Source organism: Halomonas marinisediminis, from assembly GCF_004347715.1.
GTDB classification, from domain to species: Bacteria; Pseudomonadota; Gammaproteobacteria; order Pseudomonadales; family Halomonadaceae; genus Halomonas; species Halomonas icarae.
This window is the reverse complement of the sequence record NZ_SLTR01000007.1, coordinates 93,263-109,322: the sequence shown is the minus strand read 5'-3', so window position 1 is coordinate 109,322 and position 16,060 is coordinate 93,263. Positions and strand designations below refer to the sequence as shown.

Annotated in this window: 15 protein-coding genes and 1 other RNA gene; 4 read left to right on the top strand and 12 right to left on the bottom strand. The window is 66.7% G+C overall.

Going from position 1 to position 16,060, the window contains the following annotated elements:
* Positions 1–9 precede the first annotated feature (9 nt).
* The 11 genes from murG to rsmI form a co-directional block, all read right to left on the bottom strand.
* A complete protein-coding gene (murG, locus tag E0702_RS07365) occupies positions 10–1,098 on the bottom strand; it encodes an undecaprenyldiphospho-muramoylpentapeptide beta-N-acetylglucosaminyltransferase (RefSeq protein ID WP_132042374.1) in 1,089 nt (362 codons plus the stop codon).
* Positions 1,095–2,315 carry a putative lipid II flippase FtsW gene (gene ftsW / locus E0702_RS07360; protein WP_132042372.1) on the bottom strand — a complete coding sequence of 407 codons (1,221 nt, stop codon included), beginning with the start codon at positions 2,313–2,315 and terminating at the stop codon, positions 1,095–1,097. Before ftsW ends, murG begins: the two co-directional genes overlap by 4 nt.
* Positions 2,312–3,724 (bottom strand): UDP-N-acetylmuramoyl-L-alanine--D-glutamate ligase, encoded by a 1,413-nt coding sequence (gene murD / locus E0702_RS07355; RefSeq protein ID WP_132042370.1) that lies wholly within the window; start codon positions 3,722–3,724, stop codon positions 2,312–2,314. The genes ftsW and murD overlap by 4 nt, the downstream gene beginning before the upstream one ends.
* A complete protein-coding gene (mraY, locus tag E0702_RS07350) occupies positions 3,724–4,806 on the bottom strand; it encodes a phospho-N-acetylmuramoyl-pentapeptide-transferase (protein WP_132042368.1) in 1,083 nt (360 codons plus the stop codon). The genes murD and mraY overlap by 1 nt, the downstream gene beginning before the upstream one ends.
* 9 nt (positions 4,807–4,815) lie before the next feature.
* On the bottom strand, positions 4,816–6,183 hold the full coding sequence (locus E0702_RS07345) for a UDP-N-acetylmuramoyl-tripeptide--D-alanyl-D-alanine ligase (protein ID WP_132042366.1): 1,368 nt from the start codon (positions 6,181–6,183) through the stop codon (positions 4,816–4,818).
* Positions 6,180–7,685 (bottom strand): UDP-N-acetylmuramoyl-L-alanyl-D-glutamate--2,6-diaminopimelate ligase, encoded by a 1,506-nt coding sequence (locus E0702_RS07340; protein WP_132042364.1) that lies wholly within the window; start codon positions 7,683–7,685, stop codon positions 6,180–6,182. Before E0702_RS07340 ends, E0702_RS07345 begins: the two co-directional genes overlap by 4 nt.
* 41 nt (positions 7,686–7,726) lie before the next feature.
* Entirely contained in the window at positions 7,727–9,448 is a 1,722-nt protein-coding gene (locus E0702_RS07335; protein WP_132042362.1) for a peptidoglycan D,D-transpeptidase FtsI family protein, read from the bottom strand.
* Positions 9,445–9,768, bottom strand: a complete 324-nt coding sequence (gene ftsL, locus E0702_RS07330) for a cell division protein FtsL (RefSeq protein ID WP_132042360.1) — start codon at positions 9,766–9,768, stop codon at positions 9,445–9,447. Before ftsL ends, E0702_RS07335 begins: the two co-directional genes overlap by 4 nt.
* Before the next feature lie 10 nt (positions 9,769–9,778).
* The gene (rsmH, locus tag E0702_RS07325; RefSeq protein ID WP_132042358.1) at positions 9,779–10,732 is read right to left on the bottom strand and encodes a 16S rRNA (cytosine(1402)-N(4))-methyltransferase RsmH; all 954 of its coding nucleotides are present in this window, start codon (positions 10,730–10,732) and stop codon (positions 9,779–9,781) included.
* 72 nt (positions 10,733–10,804) lie between these two features.
* Positions 10,805–11,157: RNase P RNA component class A (gene rnpB / locus E0702_RS07320), an RNA gene on the bottom strand.
* 91 nt (positions 11,158–11,248) lie between these two features.
* A complete protein-coding gene (gene rsmI, locus E0702_RS07315) occupies positions 11,249–12,106 on the bottom strand; it encodes a 16S rRNA (cytidine(1402)-2'-O)-methyltransferase (protein WP_132042356.1) in 858 nt (285 codons plus the stop codon).
* A 51-nt stretch (positions 12,107–12,157) separates the two neighbouring features.
* Between rsmI and E0702_RS07310 the strand changes: the two genes are divergently transcribed.
* From E0702_RS07310 to E0702_RS07295, 4 genes are read left to right on the top strand one after another with little or no spacing between them, the layout of a single operon-like run.
* The gene (locus tag E0702_RS07310) at positions 12,158–13,909 is read left to right on the top strand and encodes a penicillin-binding protein activator (RefSeq protein WP_132042354.1); all 1,752 of its coding nucleotides are present in this window, start codon (positions 12,158–12,160) and stop codon (positions 13,907–13,909) included.
* Entirely contained in the window at positions 13,893–14,261 is a 369-nt protein-coding gene (locus E0702_RS07305) for a YraN family protein (RefSeq protein WP_132042352.1), read from the top strand. The genes E0702_RS07310 and E0702_RS07305 overlap by 17 nt, the downstream gene beginning before the upstream one ends.
* A gap of 24 nt (positions 14,262–14,285) precedes the next feature.
* On the top strand, positions 14,286–14,879 hold the full coding sequence (locus E0702_RS07300; RefSeq protein ID WP_132042350.1) for a phosphoheptose isomerase: 594 nt from the start codon (positions 14,286–14,288) through the stop codon (positions 14,877–14,879).
* Positions 14,879–15,457, top strand: coding sequence for a BON domain-containing protein (locus E0702_RS07295; RefSeq protein WP_132042454.1), 579 nt, complete (start codon positions 14,879–14,881; stop codon positions 15,455–15,457). The genes E0702_RS07300 and E0702_RS07295 overlap by 1 nt, the downstream gene beginning before the upstream one ends.
* 106 nt (positions 15,458–15,563) lie before the next feature.
* Here the strand turns inward: E0702_RS07295 and E0702_RS07290 are convergent, their stop codons facing one another.
* Entirely contained in the window at positions 15,564–16,043 is a 480-nt protein-coding gene (locus E0702_RS07290; protein WP_132042348.1) for a ClpXP protease specificity-enhancing factor, read from the bottom strand.
* Positions 16,044–16,060 lie beyond the last annotated feature (17 nt).

Below are 16,060 nucleotides of genomic sequence, written 5' to 3'. Positions count from 1 at the left end.
TGTGATCTGCTATCGCTCAAAACCTGTCTCCATGCAGCCGGCCACCAGACGCTCGACGGCGTCGAGATGGGCGCAGGCGCGAGCCCGCGACGCCATGGTGGCCAGGGTGTCGGGGTCAAGCAGCACCGTCAGGCGCTCGGCCAGCGTTGCTGCGGAAAGTCTGGCCTGGGGCAGCAGCTCGGCGGCCCCCTCCTCCACCAGTGCCCTGGCATTGGCGGTCTGATGATCATCCACGGCATGCGGAAAGGGCACAAACAGGGCCGGCTTGGCCGCGGCGGCAAGCTCCGCAACGGTCAACGCGCCGGCTCGGCATACGACCAGGTCGGCCCAGGCATAGGCACGGGCCATATCATCGATAAAGGGGGTCACCTCGGCCGAAACGTTCTGTTGCGCGTAGGTGTCTCGGGTGGTGGCATCCTTGTCTCTACCGGCCTGGTGCCACACGACGGGACGCCGATTCTCGGGCAGACGCGCCAGCGCCGCCGGCACTCTCTCGTTCAGTGCCTGGGCCCCCAGGGAGCCGCCCACCACCAGCAGCCGTAGCGGCCGACCGGCCATCGCGGCGGCGCCGCGCGGCGCCTCGCCGAGGCGCGCGATCTCATCACGCACCGGATTGCCGATCACCTCCCCGCGGCCCTGAAAGGCCTGGGGAAAGGCGGCGTAGACCCGCCTTGCCAGTCGCGCCAAAGCACGATTGGTCAGTCCGGCCACGGCATTCTGCTCATGAATCACCAGCGGCCGCCGTGACAGCCAGGCGGCGAGCCCGCCGGGGCCACTGGCGAACCCTCCCAGCCCTACGACCAGCTGGGGGTCGAAGGTACGGATCACCCGCCACGCCTGCCATACCGCTCGGGTCAGGTTGATTGGCGCCAGCAGCCAGCCGGCCGCGCCATTGCCACGCAGCCCGGCCACGGCGATCCGGTGCAGGGGTATGCCCGCCTCGGGCACGAGACGGTTCTCGATGCCCCGCGGGCTGCCGAGCCAGGCCACCTCCACACCACTCGCCTGCAGGCCACGGGCCAGGGAGAGAGCGGGGATCACATGGCCACCGGTACCACCGGCCATGACCAGCACTCGACGCGGGGAGGTGTGACTCATTGCTGGGCTCCTTGTCTGACCAGTGATGGCGATTCCTTCGCCGCCGTTCGTGGGGCCGCCGGGGAGCGGCGACGCTGTTCACGCCGGGTCTCGATATCGACGCGCAGCAGCATCGCCACCATGCAGGTGCAGACCAGCAGGCTGGAGCCGCCATAACTGAGCAGTGGCAGGGTCAGTCCCTTGGTGGGCAGCATGCCGCTGCTTACCGCGATATTGATGAAGGCCTGGGCACCGATCACCAGGGCGATGCCATAGCTGAGGTAGGCGGAAAATGCCCGTCCGGCAAGTTCCGCGCGACGCCCCACCGCCATGGCACGCCACACCAGCAGGGCGAACAGGCCGATCACGCACACGGCCCCCAGCAAGCCCAGCTCCTCGGCGAGCACCGCGAACACGAAGTCGGTATGAGCCTCAGGAAGATAGAAGAGCTTCTGGACGCTGTTGCCAAGCCCCACGCCCAGCCACCCGCCACGACCGAAGGCGATAAGCGCCTGGGTCAGCTGGTAGCCACTGGCGAACTGGTCGGCCCAGGGGTCGACGAAGCTGGTCAGGCGTGCCAGGCGATAGGGCTCGGCGATGGCCAGCAGTGCGCCTCCTGCCGCTACCACCAGCGCCAGGAACAGGAACCGCCCCCAGGGGGCACCGGCCATCAGCAGCATGCCCATCACGCAGCCGGTCATCACCACCACCGCACCGTAGTCGGGCTCCATGATCAGCAACAGACCATACAGGCCGAGCACCACCAGTGGACGCAGAAAGGCCCCCCAATGGCGACGGACCTGCGGCAGGAAGCGCTCGAGATAGCCCGCCAGGTAGACGATCAGGCACAGCTTGGCGATCTCGGAGGCCTGGATATTGAAGGGAATACCGGGCACCGACAGCCACCGCTTGCTGCCGTTGACCTCACGCCCCACCAGCAGGACCAGCGCCAACAGCACTACCCCCACCAGCAGAAGCAGCGGCCCGTTGGCTCGCCACCACCCCAACGGGATGCGCAACACACCGGTCGCTACCAGCACCGCCACCGCAACGAAGAAGCCGTGACGCGCACTGAAGTACCAGGGATTGCCGGTCAGGCTGGCCGCCACTCCGGTTGAGGCGGACGTCACCATCACCCAGCCGGTCAGCAGAAGGGCAATCGCGGCCACCAGCAGCCAGCCATCGAAAGGATGGTCGCGGGTCGAGAGACTCTCTCGGAGTCGTGCCAGACGGCTCATGCCCCCTCCTGTGCCAGATGATGGTGAACCCAGTCACGAAAGGCATCGCCACGCGCCTGGTAGTTGGCAAACTGATCGAGGCTGGCACAGGCCGGCGAGAGCAGCACGGCATCTCCCGGCTCGGCGATCGCCGCCGCTCGCGCCAGGGCCGCCGACAGGTCGGCGCTCCGGGTCACCGGCAATGCCCCGGCGAGGGCCGCCTCGAGACGCCCCGCATCGCTACCGAACAGGATCGCCTCGCGGCCGAAGCGGGCCAGGGGCTCGGCCAGGGGAGCAAAATCGGCACCCTTGCCCACGCCACCGGCCAGCAGGATCAGGCGCCCCTCGAGGGTGGGGCCGAGGCCGGCGATCGCGGCGAGCGTTGCCCCCACGTTGGTCCCCTTGGAGTCATTGATCCAGCGTACGCCCCCCACTTCGGCCACCAGCTCGCTACGATGGGGCAGGCCCGGGAAGCGTTCGAGCACTTTGCGCATGGAAGACAGCGGAAAGCCAAGCCGGTGCCCCATGGCCAGCGCCGCCAGGGCATTGGCCTGGTGGTGGTGCCCCGCCAGACGCATGGCCGCCACGGGCATCAGCGCTCTTTCGCCGTGCATCAGCCAGTCCGCTCCGGCGTGACTGGCCACCCCCCACTCGTTATCCAGAGGCGGCCCGACGGTAAAGCGGTCGAGGACGGGAAGCTCGTCCTCGGGCCAGGTCAGGGGGTCATCGGCATTGACCACGGCGTGGTGTGCACCACGAAAGATGGCCAGCTTGGCCGCCCGATAGCCGGGCATGTCACCGTGGCGATCCAGGTGATCCTCGGAGAGATTCAGGAAGAGCGCGCACTCGGCGCCCAGTCGCGGAGTTGTCTCGAGCTGGAAGCTGGAGAGCTCTAGCACATACAGCTCGGCGTCGCCCACCTCATCCAGCAGGTCGAGGGCCGGTCTCCCCAGATTGCCCCCCACCGCCACCTTCACACCGGACTCTTGCGCCATCTCACCCACCAGGGTCGTCACGGTGGACTTGGCATTGGAGCCGGTGATGGCGGCAATGGGTGCCGCCGCCTCACGCACGAACAGAGCGATCTCGCCCACCAGGCGCGGCTCGCCACTGGCAGGATTGACTCGCCCGGCGAGCGCCTCGAGGCCGGGCGTCTGTGGGTCGACTCCCGGGCTCAGCACCACCTCCTCGGCCTCCATCAAGTCGAGATCCTGGAGAGGACCAAGGTGCACAGCGACGCCGGGATGTGCGGCCCGGAAGTCATCCAGCCCGGGCGGCGCTTCGCGGGTATCGGCCACCATGAAGGGCACGCCCCGGCGCGCCAGATGGCGGCAGATCGCACGCCCAGAGAGCCCCAGCCCCACCACCAGGGTGAACCCCGGCGGCACCCGGCCCTCGGCGACCCGCGAGGTGATCGCTGCGCGCTCCATCAACGCACCTTGAGGGTGGCCAGCCCGATCAGCACCAATACCACGGTGATGATCCAGAAACGCACGATGACGCGGGGCTCGGGCCAGCCCTTGAGCTCATAGTGGTGGTGGAGCGGTGCCATGCGGAAGATGCGGCGACCGGTAAGCTTGTAGGAGGCCACCTGCAGGATCACCGATACCGTCTCCATCACGAAGATGCCGCCCATGATAAACAGCACGATCTCCTGGCGGACGATCACCGCGACCACGCCGAGAGCCGCGCCCAGGGCCAGAGCCCCCACATCGCCCATGAACACCTGGGCCGGGTAGGTGTTGAACCACAGAAAGCCCAGACCGGCCCCCGCGATAGTGGCGCAGAACACGGCGAGCTCCCCCGCGCCGGGTATGCCCGGAATCTGCAGATACTCGGCAAACACCGCATTGCCGCTGGCATAGGCGAAGATTCCCAACCCCATGGCCACCAGAACCGTCGGCATGATCGCCAGGCCATCGAGGCCATCGGTGAGATTGACCGCATTGGAGCTGCCCACGATCACCAGGTAGGCGAGCACCACATAAAAGAGGCCCAGCGGCAGCACGAACTCCTTGAACAGCGGCACGATGAGGCTGATTTCCACCGGCGAGGCGGCGGTGGCATACAACAGCACCGCCGCGGCCACGCCGATCACCGACTGCCAGAGATACTTCCAGCGTGCCGGCAGGCCACGCGGATTCTTCTCCACCACCTTGCGGTAGTCGTCGACCCAGCCGATCGCGCCGAAGCCCAGCGTCACGGCCAACACGATCCATACATAATGGTTGGCCAGATCGCCCCACAGCAGGGTGCTCACGGCAATGGCCATCAGGATCATGGCGCCCCCCATGGTCGGGGTGCCGGCCTTGGAGAGATGCGACTGAGGTCCATCGTCACGCACCGCCTGGCCGATCTGCCCCTCGACCAGGCGACGGATCATTACCGGCCCCAGCCACAGACAGAGCACCAGTGCCGTGATGGTGGCCAGGATCATCCTCAGTGTAAGGTACTCGAAGACATTGAAGGCGCTGAAGTACTGCGCCAGAAACTCAGCCAGATAGAGAAGCATGTATCACGTTCACCGTGTTGTGTCCTGGCGCAGTGCCGTCACCACCTGTTCCATGGCGGCACTGCGCGACCCCTTGACCAGCACGCTGGCGCCGGGGGGAAGATGATCCAGCGCGTGGCGCACCAGCGCCTCGCGATCGTCGAAATGGCACCCGCCTTCACCGAAGGCATGACAGGCGGGGCGTGCCGCCTCACCCAGGGTGCCCAGGAAATCGATCCCCAGTTCCCGTGCGTGGCGTCCGACCTCGGCATGCAGCGCCGCGGACGCCTCTCCCAACTCTCCCATGGCACCCAGCAGGCACCAGCGCGGTCCCGGCAAGGCAGCCAGGAGCTCGAGCGCGGCCTTCACCGCGCCGGGGTTGGCGTTATAGCTATCATCGATGATTCGGGCCTCGCGGATACCGGCCACCACATCCTGGCGGCCCGGCATCGCCTCGGCCGCCGAGAGCCCTGCCAGCACATCATGCGTGGAGGCACCCATGGCGAGGGCCGTTGCCGTCGCCGCCAGGGCATTGGCGACGCTGTGCCGCCCCATCAATCGCAGCCTGACATCGCCAAGCCGGCAGCCATCGACGACAAGCGTGAAAGCATAACGTCCGAGAGCGTCGGCGACCAGCGAGTGGGCCGTGACCCTGGCCCCCTCACTCAGCCCGAAATCCAGCACTTCCCGCGGCGCCGCGAGCCGACGCCAGGTAGCGAAGTAGGCATCATCGCGATTGAGTACCGCGATGCCCTCGGGACCCAGCCCCGCCAGGATCTCGGCCTTGGCCTGGGCGATCTGCCCCATGCCGCCAAACTCGCCGACATGGGCGCCGGTGACATTGGTGATCAGAGCCACGCGCGGCTCGGCAAGGCCCACCGTCCAGGCGATCTCGCCCAGATGGTTGGCCCCCAGCTCGACCACCGCCTGCTGGTGGCGCGGGGTCAGCTCGAGCAGGGTCAGAGGGACACCGAAATCGTTGTTGAGATTACCTCGAGTGGCATGGGTCACTCCTTGCCGGCCGAGAATGGCCGCCAGCAGCTCCTTGACGGTGGTCTTGCCGCTATTGCCCGTTACCGCTGCCACGGGGCCACCCCAGGCCCGGCGCCTGGCCCGGCCCAGCAGCCCCAGGGCGAGACGGGTATCGGCCACGACAAGTTGCGGCAACGGATCTTCCACCACCCTTTCGACCACGGCGGCCACGGCCCCCGCCTCGCGGGCCCCGGCCACGAAGTCATGCGCATCGAAGCGTTCGCCGCGCAGGGCCACGAAGAGCGCACCCGGCGACACTCGGCGCGTATCGGTGACGATCGCCTCAATCGGCAGATCATCCACCGCGCATTCGAGACCCAGCGCATCGGCCACCTCGGCAAGGCTCGTCAGACCGCTGCGGGTCATGAGGTGCTCCCTCCCGTGCAGCGAGCCCGAAGCGCCTGCCGGGCCACCTCGCGATCGTCGAAGGGGTGGCGAACACCAGCGATCTCCTGATAGGTCTCATGCCCCTTGCCGGCGACCAGCACCACATCCTCGGGTCCCGCCGCTCGGAGCGTTTGCCGGATGGCCGCACCGCGCCCGGAAATGGCCCAGGCCTTGCGCCTGGCCTCCTCACTCAGTCCTGCCAGCACCTGGTCGCGAATGACGCGGGGGTCCTCGCTGCGTGGATTGTCATCGGTCACCACCAGGCGGTCGGCATAGTGCTCGGCGGCGGCGGCCATGGGCGCTCGCTTGCCGGCATCACGATCGCCGCCGCAACCGAACAGGCACCAGAGCTCGCCTCGCCCGGGCAGGTGGTCACGCAGTGCTTCCAGCGCGCTGTTGAGGGCGTCCGGGGTGTGCGCATAGTCGATCACCACGGTGGGCGCCCCGGGGTGAGCCAGCACCTCCATGCGTCCGGGTACCGGCACCAGGTTGGCCGCCGCTTCGATCAGCGCCTCGAGATCATGCCCCCGGCCCAGCAGCGTGGCCATGGCCAACAGCACGTTATCGAGGTTGAAGCGCCCCACCAACGGCAGCATCAGCTCTCGCTCACCCTTGGGGGTGGCGATCAGGGCTCGCTGGCCGGTGGCGCGGGGAGTGCACTCCAGCACCCGCAGGGTCACCGCCTCATCGCGCCCCGTCGCCAGCACCCGCACGCCATCGGCCACCCCGGCCAGCATCAGGCGCGCCAGGGGATCGTCGCCATTGACCACGGCAAGCTCGAGCTCCGGGCGTCGAAACAGCCGCGCCTTGGCGGCCGCGTAGGCGGCCATGCTGCCGTGGTAGTCGAGATGGTCTCGGCTCAGATTGGTAAACACGGCGGCTTTCAACCGGCAGGCAGCCAGACGTCCCTGCTCCAGGGCATGAGAGGAGACCTCCATCGCTACCCGCGCCACGCCCTGCCGGGCGAGCTCGGCGAGCGAGGCCTGGAGCGCCAGCGGCCCCGGCGTCGTCAAACCGATATCCGACAGCTCACCGGGACGCCCATGGCCCAGGGTGCCGATCACCGCGGCATCGACACCGAGCGCCTGACTCAGCTCGGCCAGGTAGTGGGTCACCGAACTCTTGCCATTGGTACCGGTGACACCGATCAGCTCCAGGTCGTCGGGCACGCCGTAGAGCAGACGGCCGAGCTCTCCCAGTCGCTCGCGCAGCCCGGCAAGCGCCACCACCCGGGCATCATCCGGACAGTCACGACCGTCTCCGGTGTGGCAGAGCACCCCTACCGCGCCGTCGGCGAGCGCCCTGTCGATATAATCGCGCCCATCCACCAGCACCCCGGGTACCGCGACGAACACATCACCCGCCGTCACCCGCCGGCTGTCGGTCTGTAGTCGGGTCTTCCCCTCTGGCGCACCGTTCAGCCCGCAACCGGGCCAGAGCCGCGCCAGGGTAGCGTCGAGGTGGGACATGGCGATCATCATGGCTGGACTCGCTTCAGACAGAGGTTGGCAGGAGAGGCATGCTATTCGACCTTCACGAGGTCACGCCGGTCGGGAGGCACATCGAGAAGCCGCAGCGCACTACCGGCGACACGCGAGAATACCGGAGCGGCCACCGCGCCACCGTAGTAGGCGTCACCGCGCGGGTGGTCGATCATCACCACCGTCACGATACGGGGATCGCTGACCGGAGCGATGCCCACGAAGAAGCCGCGATAGGCGTTCTCCTGATAACCGCCGGCACCGGTCTTGCGCACGGTGCCCGTCTTGCCGGCGACCCGGTAGCCCGGCACCTCGGCTCGGCGCGCCCCGGTATCCGGCTCGACAACCTTGTCCATCATCTCCAGCACCCGGCGCGCCACCACGGGCGAGATGACCTGCTCACCCGCCACCGGCTCATTCAGGCGCAGCAGCGAGGGCTGCAGCAGGCGACCCTCGTTGGCGATGGCGGTGAAGGCACTGGCCAGCTGAAGTGGTGTGACCGAGAGGCCATAACCATAGGAGAGTGCCGCCCACTGGCTGCTCGACCACCGCACCGGAGCCGGCACCTCGCCGGTGGCCTCTCCGGGGAAGCCGGTTCCCGGCGGCTGCCCGAAGCCCAGACGCCGGTAAAGCTGGGGGATGACCGGCTCATCGTAGCGAAGCGCCAGCTTGGACATGCCGACATTGGAAGACTTCTCCAGAATGCCCGCCAGGTCGAGTTCCTTGTAGTTACGAATATCGCGAATGGTAAAGCGGTCGATACGCATCCACCCCGGGGCGGTATCCACCACCGTATCGGGCGACAGGCCACCAGCATCCAGCATTGCCGCCAACGCCAGGGGCTTGACCACCGAGCCGGGCTCATAGGGATCGACGATGGCACGGTTGCGCAGCCCCTGGGGGTCGAGCCCGGCGCGATTATTGGGGTTGTAGGAGGGTTGATTGGCCATGGCCAGCACCTCGCCGGTGCGAGCATCCAGCATCACCACCACGCCACCATCGGCGTCGTGTTCCGCCACCGCGGCCTTGAGCTCGCGATAGGCCATGTACTGCAGGCGCTGGTCGATGGCGAGCGTCAGCTCGCCACCGGGCTTGGCTTCGCGCAACACTTCGAGATCACGCACCAGGCGACCGCGGCGATCCTTGAGCACCCGGCGCAGCCCCGGCGTTCCCGCCAGGTAGGGCTGATAGGCGAGCTCAAGCCCCTCCTGCCCCATGTCGTCGACGTTGGTCACGCCAAGCAGCTGGGCGGCTACCTCGCCGGCCGGGTAGTAGCGCTTGTACTCATCCTGACGATAGACACCGGGTACCCGCAGGTCGAGAACCCGCTGGGCCGCTTCGGGCGTCATCTGACGGCGCAGATACATGAACTCACGCTCGGAATAGCGTGCCAGGCGCTCATTGAGAGCCTCGAGGTCCACGCCCAGCGCCGTTGCCAGCTGGACGCGCTGAATGGGATCTTCGGGCACATCCTGGGGATTGGCCCACAGGGTGACCACCGGCGTGGAGATGGCGAGTGGCTCGCCGTGGCGATCGGCGATCATGCCTCGGTGGGCGGGAAGCGAGTCGGTACGCAGCGTGCGTGCGTCACCCTGCCCCTGCAGGAAGGGACGGTCGAGCACGTGGAGGACCACCACGCGCCCCACCAGCAGTCCCAGTCCAACCAGCACCAGCCCCAGGATCACCCCATAGCGCAGCCGGCCCATGGGCGCACCGGGCGATGGACGACGCGGCGAGACACCGCTGCGTACCTCGGTACTCATGGCTGGATCACCTCCACCTCTTCCACCCCGGGCAGGCGCATCTCGAGACGCTCCACGGCGAGATGCTCGATGCGCGCCGGCGACGACCAGGCACTCTCCTCGAGCAGAAGCTGTCCCCACTCGGTCTGCAGCTGCTGCTGCTCACGCTCGAGTTGCTGCAGGGCAGCGTACTCCTCACGGGTCAGGTGGCTGACCGCGATGACGGCCATGGCACTCCCAAGGCATGCGAGCAGCAGCATCAGTAACAGCAGTGCAGGCAGATTCAGGCGCAGCGCCGAGGGCCAGGCGAGACGAGCCGTAATGGACCTTCCCTGTGTCATGCCATCTCCCTCAGTAGCGCTTGCGCGCCACTCGCATCACCGCGCTGCGCGCGCGGGGGTTCTCCTTGACCTCCGCCTCGCCGGGCCGCCGAGCCTTGCCCAGGGCCTCGAGACGGCGCTCCAGCTGGTCATCGCGAATCGGCATGCCCCGCGGCAGGTGGGTATCGCCACGCACATGATGGCGAATGAAGCGCTTGACCCGGCGGTCCTCCAAGGAGTGGAAACTGATGACCACCAGATGCCCGCCCGGCGCCAGTGCCTCGAGCGCGGCCTCCAGGGCCGCATCGAGCTGGTCGAGCTCACCGTTGACCTGGATACGCAGGGCCTGGAAGACCCGCGTCGCGGGGTGCTTGTGCTTCTCCCAGGCGGGGTGCGCTGCCTTGACCACCTCAGCCAGGTCGGCGGTGCGCTCGAAGGGTCGTTCGCCACGACGTTCGAGAATCGCCCTGGCCAGGCGCCGGGCATAACGCTCCTCGCCGTACTCCTTGAAGACCCGGGAGAGCTCGGCCTCGCCGGCCCGTGCGACAAACTCCGCCGCGCTCTCGCCCCGGGTGGGGTCCATGCGCATGTCCAGGGGGCCATCGCGCAGAAAGCTGAAGCCGCGTTCGGGGTCATCGAGCTGGGGTGACGAGACGCCGATATCGAGCAGCACGCCGGAGAGGCGGCCATGCAGCTCATGGCCACGGGCCACCTCGGCGAGACGAGCAAATTCGGCGCGCTCGATGGTGAAACGGGGGTCATCGATGGTGCCGGCTTCGGCGATCGCCTGGGGGTCACGATCGATGGCCAGCAGTCTACCCCGGGGGGCGAGGCGTGAAAGTATCTCTCGCGAGTGACCACCGCGACCGAAGGTGCCATCAAGATAGACGCCTTCGGGATCGTGGATCAGGGCGTCGACCGCTCCGTCGAGCAGGACGCTGGCGTGTCGAAATCCCCGCGGGGGTGTGTCAGGGGCTGACTGCATGCGCTTCTCGATCCACGGTAAGGCGACGGAGAGCTCCGCCGCCGGACTGAAAATGGACACCTTCTTGAAACAGGGGGGAGCCGGCCGATAAGCCGGGTTCTGTCGTGGACAGCCATTCATCTAGGGGCCGCGTCACCACGGCCCTCAAGCAACCTACCCGAACCCGACGCGGGCCACGCCAGCGGGTTCCTATTTGGTCTTGCTCCGAGTGGGGTTTACCGTGCCACGCACTGTTGCCAGGCGCGCGGTGCGCTCTTACCGCACCCTTTCACCCTTACCGGCCTCCCGAGGGAGACGTAGGCGGTCTGCTCTCTGCTGCACTTTCCGTCGGCTCACGCCGCCCAGGCGTTACCTGGCACTCTGCCCTGTGGAGCCCGGACTTTCCTCCCCCGGATCACTCCGGCGGCGACTGTCTGGCCGACTCCCGCGGCAAGGATACCAGCGCCCCGGCACCCCCTCAACAAAAGTGACACCAAACGCCTTCGGCCGAATGCTGACGGAAGGAACAGGCCAGACTCAATCGCCATCCTTCAGCGCCTGGGCGCGGGCATACCAGGCCTTGCGGGCACCACCCAGAAGCCGGGACGCCACTCCCGCGGCCTGCTTGACGCCAGCCCCCTCGGCCAACAGCGCCGCCAGCAACGCCTCGCCCTCCACTTCGACACCCACTCCCTTCTCGCGAGGCGGTGCACCGGCCACCATCACCACAAACTCGCCACGCGCCTGGTTCGGGTCTTCCTCCATGCGCGCGGCGAGCTCGAGGGCACTTCCCTCCAGAAAGGTCTCGAAGGTCTTGGTCAACTCCCGGCCCACGACCAGATGGCGCCCGCCGAGAGCCTCACCGATATCCGTCAGGGTATCGCGAATACGGTGAGGCGACTCATAGAACACCAGGGTCTCGGCGCGCCCCGACAGCTCTTCGAGCTGAGCGCGGCGGGCGCCACCCTTGGCCGGCAGAAAACCGTGGAAGGTAAAACGGTCAGTGGGCAAGCCGGCGGCCGAGAGCGCCGTCACCAGCGCGCAGGCACCCGGGACCGGCACGATGCGTCGCCCTCGGGCACGCAGCTCGCGTACCAGCACGAAGCCAGGATCACTGATCAGTGGTGTGCCGGCATCAGAGACCAGGGCAATCGACTCGCCCGCGGCCAGATATGCATCGATACGGTCGACGCGCGCCGACTCGTTGTGCTCATGAAGCGACAGCATGGGCACACGCACCCCCAGGTGGCGCAGCAGGCGAGCGGTGTGCCGGGTATCCTCGGCGGCCACCATGGCCACCTCGGACAACACCGTAGCGGCCCGCGGGCTCAGGTCCTGCAAATTCCCAATTGGCGTGGCGACCACGTACAATGAAGCTGAGTTCGGTTCTGACACGTCGCCTCCTGGGCGGGCTCCCGATACGACGGATGAATAAAGGAAGGATTCATGCTCAAACTGACACGCGGCCTGCTGGCCATCGCGCTTCTCGCGCTGCTGCTGGCCGGCTGCGCCTACCAGCCGGGCATCGTCGAGCGCGTCACCGATGACGACCCCGCCACGCTACTTGAACAGGCCCAACAACAGGAACCGGCCCAGGCGGCCCGCACTCGACTGGACGCGGCGGACATCCTAGCACGCCAGGGCCAGCGCACCCAGGCACTCGAGATCGCCCGCCAGATTGATCGATCGCAACTTGCCGGCGACCCTCTGACTCGCTGGGCGCTTCTGCTGGCCGACCTCGGCGAGAGCGAGGGCGATCCCGAGGCCGTCATCCAGGCCACCCAGGGTCTCGACGGGCTCGCCCTCAACCGCAGCCAGACACTGGCCCTGCGCGAGCAACGCGGCCTGGCCCTGCTCGAGCAAGGCAAACCTTTCGCCGCTGCCAGGGCTCTACTGCTGGTGCAGGCTGAGTCCGATGACGAGGCACTCAATGACCCCATCTGGCGAGCCCTGGGTGGCGTCGAACAGCGCCGACTAGCCCAGCTCGGCGAGCTCCAGGGCGCTTTGACCCGCGGCTGGGTGGAGCTGATGGAGACGGTGCGCAGTGGTGATGGCAATATCGACCGTCTCTTCCTTCGCCTGGACGAATGGCGTAGTCGTAACCAGCGTCACCCGGCGGCACGACGCCTGCCGGCGGATCTCATCGCGCTACGCAACTTGAGGGGTCAGGAGGTGCAACACATCGCTGTGTTACTGCCAGAATCGGGCCCACTGTCGCGTATCGCCACGGCGATCGGCGAAGGTATCCGTACCCAACACCGTTTATCGGATGATGCCAGCGTCCGTCTCAGCTTTATTGACAGCACCTCGGGCAACCTCGAATCGCTCTACCGCGAAGCCGAAAACCGTGGCGCCCAAGTGGTCATTGGCCCGCTCAGCAAGGATCGGGTAAGCGAGCTGGAGCGTCTCAACCAGGTGCCGCTCCCCACTCTGGCTCTCAACTATGGAAAGGGAGCCACCAATGCCGCCGAAGGTCTCTTCCAGTATGGCCTCTCTGCCGAGGGCGAAGCCATGCAAGTCGCCCGTCGCGCCTGGGACGACGGCCATCGCCGCGCGGCCCTGCTGGTCCCGGACAACGGCTGGGGTCAGCGGGTCGGCGAGGCCTTCTGGGATGAGTGGCGCGCCCAGGGTGGCAAGGTCACCAAGGCGGTGCGCTATAACCCCGGCGCATCCGCCACCGAGAGCACTCGCCGCACCATCGCCGAGAGCCGTCCCGACCTCCTGTTCATGCTGGCACTGCCCGACTACGCGCGCCAGGTACCCCCGACCCTTGACTACTACGGTGCCAACAAACTACCGATCTATGCCACTTCTCACCTGTTCAGCGGACAGTTGAATCCACGCCTCGACAGCGACCTGAATGACGTCATGTTCCTGGATATCCCCTGGCAGATCCCCGATGCCGCGGCGGGCGGGGAGGATGCCCTCCCCTTCGCATCAAGCTATCGCGCCCTGCAGAAGGAGACGGACCCCAACCTGTTCCGGCTAAGCGCCATGGGGGTCGACGCCTTCGAGCTGGCGCGACGCTTACCCCAGTTCCAGCTGGTCCCGAGCAGTGAACTGTTCGGGGCGACCGGCACACTGCGCGCCACTCCTGATGGACGCATCCAGCGCACGCTGCCCTGGGCACGCTTCGTCGATGGCGTCCCGCAACCGGTACTCAGTCCAGGGGCTTTCGGCGATGAGCGGACCCCGTGATGCCAGGGCCCGCGGCGAGGCGGTCGAACGCCTCGTTGCGGCCTGGCTGACCGACCGCGGCCTCGAGCCGGTGGCCACCAACCAGCACGCCAAGGGAGGCGAGCTGGATCTGGTGATGCGCGATGGCGATACCCTGGTCTTCGTCGAGGTGCGCCATCGCGCCGATATCCGCCACGGCCACCCCCTCGAGACCATAACCGCCACCAAGCAGCGCCGCCTGATCAGGGCGGCACGTTTTTATCTACAGAACAACCGGCTATCATGTCCCTGCCGCTTCGATGTGGTGGCCGTCATCGGCCTGCCACCCGAACTCGACATCCAGTGGGTGGTCAACGCCTTCGACGCCTACTAACCCGCCACAGGAACCTGACTCAGCATGGATTTCCAGCAGCGCATTCTCGATCACTTCAATGCCAGCATCGATACCAAGACCTATGCCAGCGAAGTGCTGCCGCCCTTTATCGAGGTCGCCAGCCAGATGATGGTCCAGTGCCTGGTCAGCGAGGGCAAGATCCTGGCCTGCGGCAATGGCGGCAGCGCCGGCGACAGTCAGCACTTCTCGTCGGAACTGCTCAATCGCTTCGAACGGGAGCGCCCCAGCCTCCCCGCCCTGGCCCTGACCACCGACACCTCTACCCTGACCTCCATCGCCAACGACTACAGCTACAACGAGGTGTTCTCCAAGCAGGTACGCGCCCTGGGCCAACCCGGCGATATCCTGCTGGCGATCTCCACCAGCGGCAACTCGGCCAACGTGATTCAGGCCATCCAGGCCGCCCATGACCGCGACATGACGGTGGTGGCCCTCACCGGTCGCGACGGAGGCAACATGGCCTCGCTGCTCGGCCAGGACGACTGCGAGATCCGCGTCCCGGCGACCTCTACCGCACGGATTCAGGAGGTCCACCTGCTGGCAATCCACTGCCTCTGCGACCTGATCGACGAACAACTCTTTGGAGCAAGTGAATGATGACACGCCTCCCCCTGCTCAGCGCCCTGCTGCTGATCGCCGCCCTGGGCCTCGCCGGCTGCACCACCGTGACCAGCGTAACCCATCAAGGCACCATCGAGGAGAATTACGGCAAGCGCACTGCCGGCGACCAGATCGAAGACCAGAGCATCGAAACCAAGATCACCCACAACCTTGGCCGCACCGACGCCCGCCTGGGTGACGCGCGGATCAATGTGGACAGTTACGCGGGGTTGGTGCTGCTCACTGGCCAGGTACCCAGCGAGGAACTCAAGGTGAAAGCCAGCGAAGTGGCGAGTCAGGTACGCAATGTGCGCAATGTCCACAACGAATTGAGCATCGCCGGTAACCTGCCCGCCAGTCAGCGGCTCTCGGACACCTGGCTCAACACCCGCATCCGCACCCACCTGGCCGCCAACCAGGCGATCGACTCAAGCCGCATCCGAGTGATCACCGAGAATGCCAGCGTCTATCTGATGGGCATCGTGACCCGTGCCGAGGCCGAGCGCATCGTCCAGGCGGTCTCGCAGCTGGGCGGCATGCAGCGCATCGTCAAGGTCTTCGACTATCTCGACTAAGCCGGCTCGACTGAACCGAAACAGCTCGACTGCTCGCTGCAAACGCAATACGGCAGGCCCCAAGGCCTGCCGTATTGCATGGTCCACCACCGCGCTGGCATAAGAACTACTTGATCACCCGCAGGGAAGGCCTTCCCTTGGGCGGCCGTCGAGAGCCCTCATCCTTCTCTTCCGACGCCTTCTTCTCCTGCGAGGTGTCGGCGTCACGCTCGACCTCGGCCAGCGTCGGCAGCTCGTCCTCGGCCGGCTGGGGCATCACCGGTTCATGACCGAAGACCATTCCGACACCATTCTCGCGACCATAGATGGCCACCAGGGCATCAATCGGCACCATCACCCGCATGGGTTGACCACCGAAGCGCGCCTCGAAACTGATCGCGTCGTTCTCCATCGCCAGCTCACGAACGGCGTTTGGCGACAGGTTGAGAACGATCTGGCCATTCTGTACGAACTGTCGCGGCACTTCCACCTGGGGATGCTCGGCATCGACCACGATATGGGGCGTGAGGTCATGGTCCAGCAGCCACTCGAACAAGGCTCTGGCCAGGTAGGGGCGACTGGATAGGCTGGGACGACTGGAGTCCATCGCCTCTCCCTCCTGCA